The following is a 14,692-nucleotide window of genomic DNA, read 5'->3' on the forward strand; positions in this document are numbered from 1 at the left end:
AGAGCACCATGAACAGCAGGGAGATGCACACAGTCATGACAGCAGCACACCGTCCTCAGTGGCGCGGAGTCGTCAACGAGTACCGCGATCTCCTCGACGTCGGGGCCGAGGTCCCCGCCGTGACGCTGGGGGAGGGCGGCACTCCGCTCATCCATGCAGAGGGTCTGTCGGAGCGCGTCGGTGCGGAAGTCCACGTGAAGTACGAGGGGATGAATCCGACCGCGTCCTTCAAGGACCGCGGGATGACGATGGCGATCACGAAGGCCGCGTCGCGTGGTGCGAAGGCCGTCATCTGCGCGTCGACGGGCAATACGTCCGCCTCTGCCGCCGCCTACGCGACGAAGGCGGGGCTCACGTCGGCCGTGCTCGTCCCTGCGGGGAAGATCGCGATGGGGAAGATGAGTCAGGCGGTCGCCCACGGCGCACAGCTGCTCGAGGTCGACGGGAACTTCGATGACTGCCTCACCCTGTGCCGCAAGCTGTCCGAGGCGTATCCCGTGGATCTCGTGAACTCCGTGAACCCGGACCGCATCGAGGGGCAGAAGACTGCGGCGTTCGAGATCGTCGACGCGCTGGGACACGCACCTGACATCCACGTGCTGCCGGTCGGCAACGCCGGGAACATCACGGCGTACTGGAAGGGCTTCAGCGAGTACGTTAGGAAGGGTCTCGCACAGTCGGCGCCCATGATGTGGGGGTTCCAGGCGGTCGGTGCGGCACCTCTGGTGCTCGGGCACCCCGTCGACGAGCCGGAGACGATCGCGACCGCGATCCGCATCGGCAACCCGGCCTCGTGGGAGCAGGCGATCGCTGCGCGCGACGAGTCCGGCGGTCGGATCGAGTCCGTCACGGACGAGGAGATCCTCAGCGCGCATCGACTGCTCTCCTCGACCGAGGGCATCTTCGTCGAGCCGGGCTCCGCGGCGTCGGTCGCAGGGCTGCTCAAGTCCGCAGAGGCCGGTCTGGTCCCGTCGGGTGCCGTCATCTCCGTCACCGTCACGGGCCACGGCCTGAAGGACCCCCAGTGGGCCCTGCAGGCGGCCGACGGCTCGGCCGTCACTCCCACGCGGGTGCCGATCGATGCGGTGAGCGCTGCCCGCGAGCTGGGGCTCGAGGACGCATGAGCGGATTCCGGATTCCTGCGGGATTCTCCGTTGAGGTCACCGCACCGGCGACGTCCGCGAACCTGGGTGCCGGCTACGACTCGTTCGGGCTGGCACTGGGGGTCGCAGATACTGTGCGAGCGCGCGTGGCCGACGCCGATGTCCCCCATGATGCTCGTGCCGTCATCACGGGGGAGGGCGCGGACTTCCTGCCGCGCAGCGGCGACCACCTGATCCTCCGCGTCGCCGAGCAGATCCTGGCGGCCCGCGAGGTCGCCGGGGGAGAACGCCTCGTCCTCGAGTGCGAGAACGCGATCCCGCAGTCGCGCGGCATGGGGTCTTCTGCGGCAGCGGTCGTCGCAGGTCTCTCCATCGCAGACGCCGCGAGCACTGCGGCCGGGCTTCCGGAACCCACCGCCGCAGAGAAGCTCGCGTGGGCGACGCACTTCGAGGGCCACCCCGACAACGCCGCTCCGGCGCTCTTCGGGGGAGTGACGGTGAGCTGGTACCCGGAGGCGGATCGCGCGTCGTCGATCTCTCTGCCGGTGCATCCCGAGGTCCGCGCGGCCGTCGTCGTGCCCGATGAGCGGCTGGACACGGACATCGCCCGTGAGCTGCTCCCTCGCACGGTGCCTCATGCGGACGCCGCTGCGAACTCCGCGGTCGCAGGTCTCTTCGTCCACGCGATCTGCCACGATCCGTCGCTGCTCGTCGATGCGACCGTCGACCGTCTGCACCAGGAGTACCGGAGGCCCGCGATGCTCGCGTCGCTCGAGCGGGTCGACGCGCTGCGCGCGGCCGGCCTCGCCGCAGTCGTGTCCGGCGCTGGGCCGACGGTGCTGGTGCTGGGAACCGGCGAGGACCTCGCAGACCGGGTGTCCGCCGTGCTGGCCGGAGACGGTGCACGGGTCCTCCAGCCACAGATCGCGGAGAACGGGGCGACGACACTGTCGCTGCGGAGCATGTCCGCCTGACGAGGCTGGTGACCACCGGGGAATCGCCCCAGGTCGTGAGGCGGATCCGCTGAATCTGATTCACGCAATCGGGGCGGCGCGATTCGCGCACGACCGCTGTGACATGTAGAGTGAAGGTGTTCCGGGCGTCGATCCGTCTGATGTTTACGAGCATCCAGGCCGTTCGAGTCCACTCTTCGGAACATCTTCATGACGCCTTCGGTCGTTCTCGGCCTGCGTCTTCACCACATGCACCACAGGTGCCATCCATCGCTGTGCATCCGGCGTTCTCTACGCATTTCCCACGCACGGCCGAACGGAGAAGGAAACCTTCGTGACCGAATCCACCGCGAACGACACATCAGCACGTTCGGGAAGTCTCACGGCACTTCGTCTGCCCCAGCTGCAGGAACTCGCAGCGGGCCTGGGGATCAAGGGCTATCGCCGCCTGCGCAAGAGTGACCTCATCGACGCGATCAAGACCGCTCGCGGTTCCTCGTCCGATGCAGGGACCTCTGCCGGCGCTGACACGTCGACTGCCGCCACGTCCACCGCAGACAAGAACACTGCAGACAAGACGACTGCAGACAAGACCGCAGCGGACTCGTCTGCTGAATCCACCCCGAGCACGGATGCGTCCGGCGCATCGGCGTCCGGCGCCGACGACGCGGAGCAGCCCGCTCCCGCTCGTGCGAAGAGGGGCGCACGCGGACAGGGCGGACGCCCTGATGCGGATGCACCTGCGAAGTCGCAGGGCTCGGACGCATCGTCAGCGAGCGCTCCGTCCGCCGGTGGGCAGAACTCCACCGATCAGACGTCCGATGGCCCGATCTTCGACGAGGGCGGTCGCGCTGAGGTCTCCTCCGCGCAGGGCAGCTCGTCTCAGGACCAGGACGGACACAGCGACGACGGAGGACGCCGCACGCGTCGCCGTCGCGGCGACAACCGCTCCGATGACAATCGCTCCGATGACAACGGCGGCGGCCGCAATGGCGGCAACGACCAGGGCGGACGCAACGGCGGAGGCGACCAGGGCGGACGCAGCGACCGCGGCGGCAATGACCAGCAGGGTCGGGGCGACCAGTCGAACCGGGGCGGCAACGACCGCAACGACCAGGGCGGCCGCAACGACCAGGGCGGCCGCGGCAACCGCGGTCGCAACGGCGGCAACGACCGCGGCGACCAGGGCGGTCGCAACGACCAGCAGAACCGTCGCGGCGGGAATGATCCGCAGAATCGCAACGATCGCGGGGGCCGCAATGACTCCCGCTTCGATCAGGACGATCGGTCGAACCGCGGACGTGGTCGTGACCGCAAGCGTCGTGGCCGTGATGACGACCAGGTGCGTCCGGACGATGTCCTGATCCCCGTGGGCGGGATCCTCGATGTCCACGACAACTACGCGTTCCTGCGGACGTCCGGATACCTGTCCGGTCCCAACGACGTGTACGTCTCCGCTGGGCTCGTGAAGAAGAACGGCCTGCGCAAGGGCGATGCCGTCACGGGCGCCATCCGCAAGCCGAACGAGGGCGGTGACCGTCAGAACCGCCGCGAGAAGTTCGACGCCCTGGTGCGACTGGACTCCGTCAACGGCCTCACGGTCGACGATGCGAAGCGCCGCGTGGAGTTCTCGAAGCTCACGCCTCTCTATCCGCAGGACCGTCTGCGTCTCGAATCGCAGTCGAAGAATCTGACGACACGGATCATCGACCTCGTGGCGCCGATCGGCAAGGGCCAGCGCGGCCTCATCGTCGCGCCGCCCAAGGCCGGCAAGACCACGGTCATGCAGCAGATCGCCAACTCGATCGTGGAGAACAACCCTGAGGTCCACCTCATGGTCGTGCTCGTCGATGAGCGTCCGGAAGAAGTGACGGACATGCAGCGCGCGGTGAAGGGTGAGGTCATCGCCTCGACCTTCGACCGTCCCGCGGACGATCACACGACGATCGCGGAGCTGGCGATCGAGCGTGCGAAGCGCCTCGTGGAGATGGGGCAGGACGTCGTCGTGCTGCTGGACAACATCACGCGTCTGGGCCGTGCGTACAACATCGCGCAGCCGGCGTCCGGCCGGATCCTGTCCGGCGGTGTCGATGCGAACGCGCTCTACCCGCCCAAGCGGTTCTTCGGTGCGGCTCGCAACATCGAGGGCGGCGGATCGCTCACGATCCTCGCGACCGCGCTCGTGGAGACGGGCTCGAAGATGGACGAAGTGATCTTCGAGGAGTTCAAGGGCACCGGCAACATGGAGCTGCGCCTGTCCCGTCAGCTGTCGGACAAGCGGATCTTCCCGGCCGTCGACGTCAACGCGTCCGGCACGCGCCGTGAGGAGAACCTCATGCGTCCGGAGGAGCGCAAGGTCATGTGGCAGCTGCGCCGCCTGCTGTCCGGCCTCGAGCAGCAGCAGGGGATCGAGCTCCTGCTGTCCAAGCTCAAGGAGACCGGCTCGAACGCCGAGTTCCTCATGCAGGTGCAGAAGACGACCCCGCTGCCGAAGTCGGCGTCAGACGACCACTGACACCGAGTGCGGGCACCGTCACAGGACGGACACGTCGCATCACACGAGGGCTGCAGGGTGACCTGCGGCCCTCGTGGCATGCCCGACGACGGGTGCGATGAGAATGACGTGGTGAGTGGGACGTACTGAGATCGGCCTGTTGAGAGGGGTGCGGAGATGACGACGGAGGGACCGGGCTCGATCGAGCAGGAGCTCGAGGCACTGGCCGCGAGCGTGCGCTCCCTGCTGGACGAGCATGCTCGCGTCGAACAGGAGCTTGCCGATCCCGAGGTCCACAGCAGCCCCGGCCGTGCTCGCTCACTCACACGCCGCTATTCCGAGCTGGATCGCGTGGTGCGCGTCTGGACGCGGCTGGAGACGATCGCGGATGACCTGACGGCAGCCCACGAGCTCGCCGCAGCGGATGAGTCGTTCGCCGCCGAAGCCGCGGAGCTCGAGGACGCGCTCGGTACTGAGCGGGAATCGCTGACGGCCGAGCTGCGAGAGCTGCTCGTGCCCTCCGACCCGGACGACGGCCGTGATGCGATCGTCGAGATCCGAGCGGGGGAGGGCGGCGACGAATCCGCGCTCTTCGCGGCGGATCTCGCCCGCATGTATGAGCGCTGGGCCGCCGCGAAGGGGTGGTCGACGGAGGTTCTCGACGCCGCCCATACGGAGTTGGGCGGCGTGCGAGAACTCACGATGGCTCTCAAGTCGTCTCAAGACGGCGTGTACGGCTGGACGAAGTTCGAAGGTGGGGTCCACCGCGTCCAGCGCGTTCCGGTGACCGAGTCCCAGGGACGGATCCACACCTCGGCCGCGGGCGTCCTCGTGTTCCCGGAGGCGGACGCACCGGACGAGGTCGACCTGCCCGACAACGACCTGAGGATCGACGTGTACCGCTCGTCCGGTCCCGGCGGACAGTCCGTCAACACGACGGATTCTGCTGTGCGCATCACGCATCTGCCGACAGGCATCACTGCGAGCTGCCAGAACGAGAAGTCGCAGCTGCAGAACAAGGAGGCCGCGCTGCGGATGCTGCGCGCACGGATCCTCGCCGCCCGTGCAGAGGAGGCGGCTGAGGCCGAGTCCGCACAGCGCCGGTCCCAGGTGCGCACCGTCGATCGCTCCGAGCGGGTGCGGACCTACAACTTCCCGGAGAACCGGGTGACCGATCACCGGACCGGATACAAGGCGTACAACCTCGACCAGGTGATCGACGGACGGCTCGACGAGGTCGTCGAATCGCTGCGCGCGGCCGAACGCGCGTCGCGCCTCGAGGACATCGGGTGAGCGAGGACATCGGGTGAGTACCGAGGAGCAGGGACGTCGTCTGAGCGTGGAGAAGCTCCTGCGGCACGGTGAGCACAGCCTCGCCGCAGCGGGGATCGACTCACCCGCCTCGGATTCTGCGCTGCTCCTCGCGCATGCGTGGGGAGTCGACGGCCGCAGTCTCAGCAGAGCCCGCCTCATGGGAGACTCCGTCCCCGCCGAGGCCGCAGCATCGTTCGACGTCCTCCTCACGCGCTGCGCGGGTCGCGTCCCGGTCCAGCACCTCACGGGGGAGGCGCACTTCCGGACCCTCACCCTGCCGGTGGGTCCCGGCGTCTTCGTGCCGCGGCCTGAGACAGAGCTGCTCGTGGATCCGGTGCTCGAGCACCTCGCGGCGACGCGGCCCTCCGGAGGCGGTCACGTCCTGGACCTGTGCACGGGCACGGGGGCGCTGGGGCTGGCTGTGGCCGCAGAGGCGGCCGGGACCTCGGCGGTGGGGGTCGAATCCGATCCGGTCGCCGCCGACTGGGCTCGGCGCAGTGCGGAAGCGGTCGCCGGCGATCTCGCACGGTCCGGCTCCGACTTCGCAGTCGTGCAGTCGGACGCCACGGACCCGGGCGCGGTGCGCTCCGTCGTGGACGAGCACCTGGCCGGCCGGGTGGACGTCGTCGTTTGCAACCCGCCCTACGTCGTCGCCGACGGCGCCACCACCGCGCCCGAGGTCGTCGACCACGATCCGGCACTCGCCCTCTGGGGAGGTGGAGACGACGGGACGCGGGTGCCGCGCCTCGTGATCGCCGCGGCCGCTCACGTGCTGCCGACCGGGGGTCTGCTCGTGCTCGAGCATGCCGACACCCAGGGCGCGGCACTGCGTGAGGCATGCATCGCATGCGGGTTCGCCGACGCGACGACGCGCGCGGACTACACTGGACGAGATCGTTTCACGCTGGCTGTTCGACAGCCGCAGACCCAGGGGAAGTGAGCCCTCGACGCATGGCACGGACCTTCGACATCCGCAATGAGCAGGTGCGCGAGCTGGTACTCAAGGAAGCCGGTCGAGTGATCGGCGACGGCGGACTGATCGTCATGCCGACGGACACCGTCTACGGGATCGCAGCGGACGCCTTCAGTGCTCGCGCCGTCTCCACGCTGCTCGCAGCAAAGGGGCGGGGGAGGGACATGCCTCCGCCGGTCCTGGTCCAGGGCCAGGACACGCTGCTGGCGCTGGCGAGCGGTGCGGACGAACGGATCATGGCGCTTGTGAGGCGGTTCTGGCCCGGTCCGCTCACCGTCATCTGCCACGCGCAGCCGATGCTCGACTGGGACCTCGGCGACACCTGGGGAACCGTCGCGCTGCGGATGCCGGACGACCCGGACGCGCTGGCGCTGCTGGGGGAGACCGGCCCGCTCGCGGTGTCGAGTGCGAACACCCACGGTGAACCGGCGGCAGAGACGATCGCCGCGGCAGAATCGATGCTGGGCGATTCTGTCGGCATCTACCTGGACGGCGGGCCGCGCAGCGGTCAAGGCTCCTCCACGATCGTCGACATGACATCCGAGCCGCCGCGCGTGGTGAGGGAGGGGCCGCTCACCCTGGACCGGCTGCGGGAAGCCGTGCCGGACCTCGTCGGTGTGAGCAGTGTGGGCGGGGACGACGGGGACGACCAGCCCGGCGTCGACGAGAGCGCTGACGATTCGCCTGCCGGTGGCGCGGCGCGGGACGACTGAGTGCGCGCCTACCTCTTCATCCTCCTCGTGGCGGCGGTGATCTCGTACCTGGTCACCCCGATGGTGCGCCGGATCGCTGAACGGGGACTCATCTTCTCGCCCCTGCGCGATCGGGATGTCCATTCCGTGCCCACCCCCAGACTGGGCGGCGTCGCGATGTTCGCCGGGGTCATGGGTGGGCTCGTCATCGCGTCGCAGACGCCGTTCCTCAACCGTGTCTTCGTCGAGCCGGGCCCGGTGATCGGCATCGCCGGTGCGGCCACTCTGCTCTGTCTGCTGGGTGTCATCGACGACATCTGGGATCTGCACTGGACGACGAAGCTCGCGGGGCAGACGCTGGCGGCAGGGTTCATGGCCCTCAACGGGGTGAGTCTCCTGTCGATCCCGCTGGGCGGCATCATCATCGGCTCGCCCCGCATGTCGCTCGTCCTCACGGTGCTCGTGGTCCTCGTGTCCATCAATGCCGTGAACTTCGTCGACGGGCTGGACGGCCTGGCGGCGGGAGTGGTCTCGATCGGGGGCGCAGCGTTCTTCGTCTACAGCTATACGCTGGCCGTCGACGCGACACCGGACAGCTACGCGAACCTCGCGTCACTCATCATCGCGGTGCTGGTCGGAGCGTGCGTGGGATTCCTGCCCCACAACTTCAGTCCGTCCCGCATCTTCATGGGCGATTCGGGCTCCATGCTCATCGGCCTGCTGCTCGCCGCCTCGACGATCCGGGTCACGGGTCAGGTGGACCCCGCACTGCTGGCGAATGAGCGTGCATTCGCAGCGTTCCTTCCGATCATCCTGCCCATCGCGGTGATGGCTCTGCCGCTGCTGGACCTGGGGCTCGCCGTGGTCCGACGGATGATGGCGGGGAAATCGCCGTTCTCTGCGGACGCGAAGCACCTGCACCACCGCATGCTCCGACTGGGGCACACGCACGCGCGGTCCGTACTGCTGCTCTACGTGTGGACCGCCATCTTCGCCTTCGGATCCGTGTCGTTCCTCCGCTTCCCCGTGGCCCGGGTCATCCCGGTGCTCGCCGTGCTCGTCCTGGTGACGATCGTGCTGACGTTCTACCCGCTGGGCCGACGCCTGGCACGAAAGGAGACCTCATGACCACCTCTCCCGAATCTTCGGTTCCCGATCCTGACGCGGGGAGCACAGGGTCCGACTCGAGTGCGGGGCGCGCTGGGTCTGACTCGAGTGCGGGGCGCACTGGGGGCGAGAGTCGCGTCGCCAGCGTGCGCTCCGTCATGAAGTGGACGATCATCGCCGGAGCGCTCATCGCGATCGCCATCGGCACGATCGCCAGCTTCGTCGGCGCGCTGCTCACGGGCCTCCCCGGTGTGTGGGGCGCGCTCATCGGTGCCGTCGTGGCCTTCGTCTTCTTCGCGATCACAGCCATCGTCATGTATTTCACTGCAGAGTCGAGCCCCACGGCCATGGCGGCCGGTGTCCTGGGCGGCTTCCTGGTGAAGATCGTGGGCTTCATGGGCGTGGGGATCGCACTGCGCGGGCGGGACTTCTACGATCCCTGGACCCTGTTCCTCACCCTGGCGGCCGCCGCGATCGCCTCTCTCATCGCTGACGTCGTCATCGTGCAGAGGGCCCGGCTCCCGATCGTCGACCAACCCTCCTGATGAGACCAAGCACACACCATCCGTGCGGAGGGTGAGGATGCCAGTGGTTTTGTGCCCTTCTCTACGGTTGGTAGAGTATCCCGGGACACGCTGGGAATTCTCGGTCATGTCTCTGTGCGCCTCACGTGTGTAGCACGCAGAGTCGGATCGCAGTCCCGCGCCAGACCATCGCGATATCCCGATCGGACTCCCGTCCGACGACCGCGCCCGTTCGAAGTGCCGTCGCCGGTCACCGCACCTGCGGCGGCCGCATAGCCGTCAGGAGACCGCCCTGTTCATCAACGCCCTGCCAACGGTGTCGCTGCTCGCAGCTGAAGGGGGAGGGGGCTTCGTGGCCCCCGGTCTCGAAGAGTTCTTCCCGGCGGTGTTCCTGTTCGAGGGGACCGGCTTCGACATCAACCGGATCATCATGGTCCGGATCCTCGCGACACTCGTCCTGCTCCTGTTCCTGTGGCTCGCGCTGCGCAAGGCGACACTCGTCCCCGGTCGCGTCCAGTCCGCAGTGGAGATGGGCTTCGACTTCGTCCGCAAGGACATCGCCTACGGCATGCTCGGCAAGAAGGACGGGGACCGGTTCTTCCCGCTCATCGCCTCGATCTTCTTCGGCGTCGTCGCGCTCAACATCACGGGCATCATCCCGTTCCTGAACATCTCGTCGAACGCGCTCATCGGGATGCCGCTGGTCATGGCGCTCGTCGTGTACGTCGTGATGATCGGTGCAGGGATCAAGGCGAAGGGCGGCCTCGGCTACCTCAAGGGCGAGCTGTTCCCCGCGGGCGTCCCGAAGCCGATGTACATCCTCGTGACCCCGATCGAGATCGTGTCGACCTTCGTCGCGCGCCCGGTGAGCCTCACGCTCCGACTCACGTTCAACATGCTCGTGGGCCATCTCCTTCTCGTCCTCTGCTTCGCCGCCACGCAGTTCTTCTTCTTCGAGGTCGGCGGCATCTCTGCCGGCTTCGGAGTGCTGACGCTCATCGGTGGCTTCGCCTTCACGCTCTTCGAGATCCTCGTGGCAGTGCTGCAGGCCTACATCTTCGCTCTGCTGGCCGCTGCCTACATCCAGCTGAGCGTCGCCGAGGACCACTGAGTCCCGGACCCACAATCTGTCATCCGCAAGACAGGGGCCAGCTGAAGAGCCGGCCCTCAATCGAAAGGGAATACCCACGTGGACACCACCATCCTCGCCGAAGTGACCGGCAACCTGCAGACCGTCGGCTACGGCCTCTCGGCCATCGGCCCCGGCATCGGCATCGGCATCCTCGTCGGCAAGACCGTTGAGGGCATGGCTCGTCAGCCGGAGGTCGCCGGCCAGCTGCGCGCCACCATGTTCCTCGGCATCGCCTTCGTCGAGCTGCTCGCCTTCCTGGGCATCGCAGCCGGCTTCATCTTCCCCGCAGCCTGATAGGGAGCGAACCCGCACATGACCCCGATGACAGTTCTTGCGGCGGAGGGCGGCCACCCGCTGATCCCTGCCGTCTATGACATCGTCTGGTCGGCGCTCTGCTTCGCGATCATCATCTTCGTCTTCTGGAAGGTACTCCTTCCGAAGTTCCGTGCGGTCCTGGACGAGCGCTCCAGCGCCATCCAGGGCGGTATCGAGAAGGCGGAGAAGGTGCAGGCAGAGGCGGACGCCGCCCTTGCCGAATATCAGAAGCAGCTCGCAGACGGACGCGCCGAAGCCGCCAGACTCCGGGCCGAGGCCCAGGAGGAGGGCGCACAGATCATCGCCTCGATGAAGCTGCAGGCGACCGACGAATCCGAGCGGATCATCTCGCAGGCCAAGTCTCAGATCGAGGCGGAGCGCCAGTCCGCGATGGTCTCCCTGCGTTCCGAGGTGGGCGGTCTCGCGACCGACCTGGCCTCGCGCATCGTGGGCGAGTCCCTCGCCGACGACACCCGTTCGGCCAACGTCGTCGACCGATTCATCGCCGACCTCGAGGCCCAGACGCCGGCGGCTTCCGCCTCCGCTTCCAAGGAGGCCTGATGCTCCAGTCGAGCAGGCTGTCCCTGCAGAAGGTACTCGCACAGATCGATTCCGCGGTGTCAGGCACCACGGTCGACGCAGCGATCGGCGCCGACCTCCTCAGCATCGTGACGGTGCTGTCGGAGGACGTCTCCCTGAGGAAGTCCCTCGCGGACGCTTCCCTCGATCCGCAGGCGAAGACCGGAGTCCTGGACTCGCTCTTCGGAAGCAGGACCGACGACCGCGCACTCGAGATCGCGCGGAGCGCCGCCGGCTTCCACTGGGCACACACCCAGGACTTCGTGACCGCACTCGAAGTGGCGGGCGTGACTGCGCTCGCTGCGCGGGCGCAGACGGAGACCCGCCTGGGTCGCGTCGAGGAGGAGCTCTTCCGCTTCGCACGGACGATCGAATCCGACCACGAGCTCGGGTGGGCGTTCGGTTCCGACCGTGCTCCCAGTGCCAAGCGCGCCCTGGTGCAGGACCTGCTCGGCTCCGCCGCCGCAGAGGAGACAGTCCTCCTCGCGTCACAGGCGGCGGCGCATCCTCGCGGACTCCGCGTGGCTGAGACGCTCGACAACTTCGGCGAGGTGCTGGCCGCGCGCCAGCGTCGCGCTGTCGCCGAAGTCGTCGTTGCGAAGCCGCTGACCCCGCAGCAGCAGGACCGACTCACCCAGTCACTGTCCCGGTCGTACGGCAGGGAGCTCGTGCTCCACGTGGTCGTCGACCCCGACGTCGTCGGCGGTGTGCGGGTGCAGGTCGGCGACGAGGTGATGAGCGGCACGATCGCAGATCGCCTTTCGGACGTTCGCCGTCGACTCACCAGCTGATCGCGCCCCTGACGGGGCGCCACGAACAACCGCTGCGACGCGCACGCAGCCTCACGTCAAGTAAGGAAGCAGGGAAACCAGATGGCGGAACTGACAATCAGCCCGGAGGAGATCCGGGCCGCTCTGGGGAAGTTCGTCGAATCGTACTCGCCCCAGGCGGGAGAGAAGACCGAGGTCGGCACTGTCGTCACGGCCGGCGACGGCATCGCCACCGTGTCCGGTCTGCCCGGCACCATGGCCAACGAGCTGCTGCGCTTCGAAGACGGCACCCTCGGACTCGCACAGAACCTGGACGAGCGCGAGATCGGCGCCGTGGTCCTCGGTGAGTTCTCTGGAATCGCAGAGGGCCAGCAGGTCTTCGGCACCGGCGAAGTGCTCTCCGTTCCCGTGGGCGACGGATACATGGGCCGCGTCGTCAATCCTCTGGGCGAGGCCATCGACGGCCTCGGCGAGATCGAGTCCGTGGGCCGCCGTGAGCTCGAGCTCCAGGCTCCGGGCGTCATGGATCGCAAGGAGGTCAAGGAGCCGCTCGAGACGGGTCTGAAGGCCATCGACGCGATGATCCCGGTGGGCCGTGGACAGCGCCAGCTGATCATCGGCGACCGCAAGACGGGCAAGACCGCCCTCGCGCTCGACACCATCATCAACCAGAAGGCCAACTGGGAGTCCGGCGACCCGAAGAAGCAGGTCCGCTGCATCTACGTCGCCTGTGGCCAGAAGGGCTCGACGATCGCATCGGTCCGTCGCTCCCTCGAGGAGCACGGCGCGCTGGAGTACACGACGATCGTCGCCTCGCCGGCGTCCGATCCGGCTGGCTTCAAGTACCTCGCTCCCTACGCGGGCTCCGCTATCGGCCAGCACTGGATGTACGAGGGCAAGCACGTCCTCATCGTCTTCGACGACCTGTCCAAGCAGGCCGAGGCATACCGTGCGATCTCGCTGCTGCTGCGCCGTCCGCCGGGCCGTGAGGCCTACCCGGGCGACGTGTTCTACCTGCACTCGCGTCTGCTCGAGCGCTGCGCGAAGCTGTCGGACGACATGGGCGGCGGATCGATGACCGGACTTCCGATCATCGAGACGAAGGCCAACGACGTCGGCGCGTTCATCCCCACGAACGTCATCTCCATCACCGACGGACAGATCTTCCTGCAGTCGGACCTCTTCAATTCCAATCAGCGTCCGGCGGTCGATGTGGGCGTCTCCGTGTCCCGCGTCGGCGGCTCTGCCCAGCGCAAGCCGCTGCGCGGTGTGTCGGGCACGCTGAAGATCTCGCTGGCGCAGTACCGCTCACTCGAGGCGTTCGCGATGTTCGCGTCGGACCTCGATGCGGCGACGCGCCGTCAGCTCGATCGTGGCGCGCGTCTGATGGAGCTCCTCAAGCAGGGGCAGTTCGAGCCGATGCCCTCAGAGCGCCAGACGGTGTCGATCTGGGCCGGCTCGGAAGGTCATCTGGACGAGGTCCCGGTCTCCGACGTGCTGCGCTTCGAGTCGGAGTTCCACTCCTACCTCGAGCGCAAGACGGACATCTTCGATCAGATCGCCGGGCTGAGCGACAAGCTCTCCGGGGGCCTCAAGGATGCGCTCACCGACGCTGTCGAGGAGTTCAAGAAGGAGTTCCAGTCGTCCGGCGACGAGGCTGCTGCCGGTTCGGGAGACGCCGCTGCTGCGGAGTCCTCCGACATCGAGCAGGAGCAGATCGTCAAGCGGAAGCGCTGAGGTCGTCCGACGTGCACGCCACGACTGAAAGGAAGTGCTGATGGGAGCACAGCAGCGGGTCTACAAGGCCAAGATCAATTCCACCAGTTCGCTGCGGAAGATCTTCAAGGCCATGGAGCTCATCGCGGCCTCCCGCATCCAGAAGGCGGTCGCGCGCGCACAGGCCGCGAGCCCGTACGCGCGTGAGATCACCCGCGCCGTCTCTGTGGTGGCGACGCAGTCGAACGTCGATCACACGCTGACGACCGAGCCCGACACGATCGACCGCGCCGCGGTCGTCGTGATGGGTCCGGATCGGGGGTTCGCGGGCGCGTACGCAGCGAATGTCATCCGTGAGGCCGAAGAGCTCATCACGCTGCTCAAGGGAGAGGGCAAGGAAGTCGACCTCTACACCGTGGGCCGCAAGGCGGAGACGTTCTACACGTTCCGCGATCGCGAGATCGTGCGATCGTGGACCGGATTCTCGGAGGCGCCCACGAGTGCCTACGCACGTGAGATCGGAGAAGCTCTCCTCGAATCGTTCGAGACCGACTTCAACGACGGCGGCGTGGACGAGATCTACCTCGTGTCGACCGTGTACCGGTCAGCCGTCGATCGTCAGCCCGAGTATCGTCGGCTGATCCCCCTCGAAGTCGTCGAGGAGGACGAGGCGGCACCGGCTGCACGATCCGCGGCTGCGCATGATGAGGTCTTCCCGCTCTACGAGTTCGAGCCGAGTGCGGAGAAGGTGCTCGATGCACTGCTGCCGCGCTACATCGATGCGCGGATCCAGTCCGCACTGCTGAGTGCCGCTGCGGCGGAGCAGGCGGCACGCCAGCAGGCGATGAAGACTGCGACCGACAATGCGGACGACCTCATCAAGACCTACACCCGCCTGGCCAACACGGCCCGTCAGGCAGAAATCACCCAGGAGATCTCCGAGATCGTCGGCGGCGTCGACGCTCTTGCGGCCTCCGGTCCCAGCGACTGAGCCTCGCCAGGTGAAGAGAGCAGAAGAGA

Annotated in this window: 14 protein-coding genes; all 14 read left to right on the forward strand. The window is 67.5% G+C overall.

Annotated elements, in window-relative coordinates:
• Positions 1 to 35 precede the first annotated feature (35 nt).
• The 14 genes from thrC to BJEO58_RS11935 all read left to right on the forward strand — a co-directional run bounded on the left by thrC (position 36) and on the right by BJEO58_RS11935 (position 14,663).
• Positions 36 to 1,124 carry a threonine synthase gene (gene thrC, locus BJEO58_RS11870; protein ID WP_101589763.1) on the forward strand — a complete coding sequence of 363 codons (1,089 nt, stop codon included), beginning with the start codon at positions 36 to 38 and terminating at the stop codon, positions 1,122 to 1,124.
• Positions 1,121 to 2,077, forward strand: coding sequence for a homoserine kinase (thrB, locus tag BJEO58_RS11875; RefSeq protein WP_101589693.1), 957 nt, complete (start codon positions 1,121 to 1,123; stop codon positions 2,075 to 2,077). Before thrC ends, thrB begins: the two co-directional genes overlap by 4 nt.
• A gap of 313 nt (positions 2,078 to 2,390) precedes the next feature.
• Entirely contained in the window at positions 2,391 to 4,571 is a 2,181-nt protein-coding gene (gene rho / locus BJEO58_RS11880; protein WP_101589694.1) for a transcription termination factor Rho, read from the forward strand.
• A 156-nt stretch (positions 4,572 to 4,727) separates the two neighbouring features.
• Positions 4,728 to 5,843: a peptide chain release factor 1 gene (gene prfA / locus BJEO58_RS11885; protein ID WP_101589695.1), complete on the forward strand. Its 1,116-nt coding sequence runs from the start codon at positions 4,728 to 4,730 to the stop codon at positions 5,841 to 5,843.
• A gap of 13 nt (positions 5,844 to 5,856) precedes the next feature.
• A complete protein-coding gene (locus BJEO58_RS11890; protein WP_246076023.1) occupies positions 5,857 to 6,804 on the forward strand; it encodes a N5-glutamine methyltransferase family protein in 948 nt (315 codons plus the stop codon).
• 11 nt (positions 6,805 to 6,815) lie between these two features.
• A complete protein-coding gene (locus BJEO58_RS11895) occupies positions 6,816 to 7,550 on the forward strand; it encodes an L-threonylcarbamoyladenylate synthase (RefSeq protein WP_101589696.1) in 735 nt (244 codons plus the stop codon).
• Complete coding sequence (locus BJEO58_RS11900; RefSeq protein ID WP_101589697.1) at positions 7,551 to 8,657, forward strand: MraY family glycosyltransferase; 1,107 nt, start codon at positions 7,551 to 7,553, stop codon at positions 8,655 to 8,657.
• A 125-nt stretch (positions 8,658 to 8,782) separates the two neighbouring features.
• Positions 8,783 to 9,181, forward strand: a complete 399-nt coding sequence (locus BJEO58_RS11905; protein WP_257904215.1) for a Cg1360 family ATP-synthase-associated protein — start codon at positions 8,783 to 8,785, stop codon at positions 9,179 to 9,181.
• A gap of 295 nt (positions 9,182 to 9,476) precedes the next feature.
• Positions 9,477 to 10,271 (forward strand): F0F1 ATP synthase subunit A, encoded by a 795-nt coding sequence (gene atpB, locus BJEO58_RS11910; protein ID WP_101589698.1) that lies wholly within the window; start codon positions 9,477 to 9,479, stop codon positions 10,269 to 10,271.
• A 78-nt stretch (positions 10,272 to 10,349) separates the two neighbouring features.
• A complete protein-coding gene (atpE, locus tag BJEO58_RS11915) occupies positions 10,350 to 10,586 on the forward strand; it encodes an ATP synthase F0 subunit C (RefSeq protein ID WP_087008688.1) in 237 nt (78 codons plus the stop codon).
• A gap of 18 nt (positions 10,587 to 10,604) precedes the next feature.
• Complete coding sequence (locus tag BJEO58_RS11920) at positions 10,605 to 11,168, forward strand: F0F1 ATP synthase subunit B (protein WP_101589699.1); 564 nt, start codon at positions 10,605 to 10,607, stop codon at positions 11,166 to 11,168.
• On the forward strand, positions 11,168 to 11,977 hold the full coding sequence (locus BJEO58_RS11925; RefSeq protein ID WP_101589700.1) for a F0F1 ATP synthase subunit delta: 810 nt from the start codon (positions 11,168 to 11,170) through the stop codon (positions 11,975 to 11,977). The genes BJEO58_RS11920 and BJEO58_RS11925 overlap by 1 nt, the downstream gene beginning before the upstream one ends.
• 81 nt (positions 11,978 to 12,058) lie before the next feature.
• A complete protein-coding gene (gene atpA / locus BJEO58_RS11930; RefSeq protein WP_101589701.1) occupies positions 12,059 to 13,693 on the forward strand; it encodes a F0F1 ATP synthase subunit alpha in 1,635 nt (544 codons plus the stop codon).
• Positions 13,694 to 13,733: 40 nt separating this feature from the next.
• Positions 13,734 to 14,663, forward strand: coding sequence for a F0F1 ATP synthase subunit gamma (locus BJEO58_RS11935; protein WP_101589702.1), 930 nt, complete (start codon positions 13,734 to 13,736; stop codon positions 14,661 to 14,663).
• Positions 14,664 to 14,692 lie beyond the last annotated feature (29 nt).

Source organism: Brevibacterium jeotgali (genome assembly GCF_900169175.1).
Taxonomy (GTDB): domain Bacteria; phylum Actinomycetota; class Actinomycetes; order Actinomycetales; family Brevibacteriaceae; genus Brevibacterium; species Brevibacterium jeotgali.

Excerpts from the sequence above, each read along its gene's own strand:
- thrC (WP_101589763.1), top strand. The coding sequence starts at position 36 with ATGACAGCAGCACACCGTCCTCAGTGGCGCGGAGTCGTCAACGAGTAC.
- thrB (WP_101589693.1), top strand. The coding sequence starts at position 1,121 with ATGAGCGGATTCCGGATTCCTGCGGGATTCTCCGTTGAGGTCACCGCA.
- prfA (WP_101589695.1), top strand. The coding sequence starts at position 4,728 with ATGACGACGGAGGGACCGGGCTCGATCGAGCAGGAGCTCGAGGCACTG.
- BJEO58_RS11895 (WP_101589696.1), top strand. The coding sequence starts at position 6,816 with ATGGCACGGACCTTCGACATCCGCAATGAGCAGGTGCGCGAGCTGGTA.
- BJEO58_RS11920 (WP_101589699.1), top strand. The coding sequence starts at position 10,605 with ATGACCCCGATGACAGTTCTTGCGGCGGAGGGCGGCCACCCGCTGATC.
- BJEO58_RS11925 (WP_101589700.1), top strand. The coding sequence starts at position 11,168 with ATGCTCCAGTCGAGCAGGCTGTCCCTGCAGAAGGTACTCGCACAGATC.
- atpA (WP_101589701.1), top strand. The coding sequence starts at position 12,059 with ATGGCGGAACTGACAATCAGCCCGGAGGAGATCCGGGCCGCTCTGGGG.
- BJEO58_RS11935 (WP_101589702.1), top strand. The coding sequence starts at position 13,734 with ATGGGAGCACAGCAGCGGGTCTACAAGGCCAAGATCAATTCCACCAGT.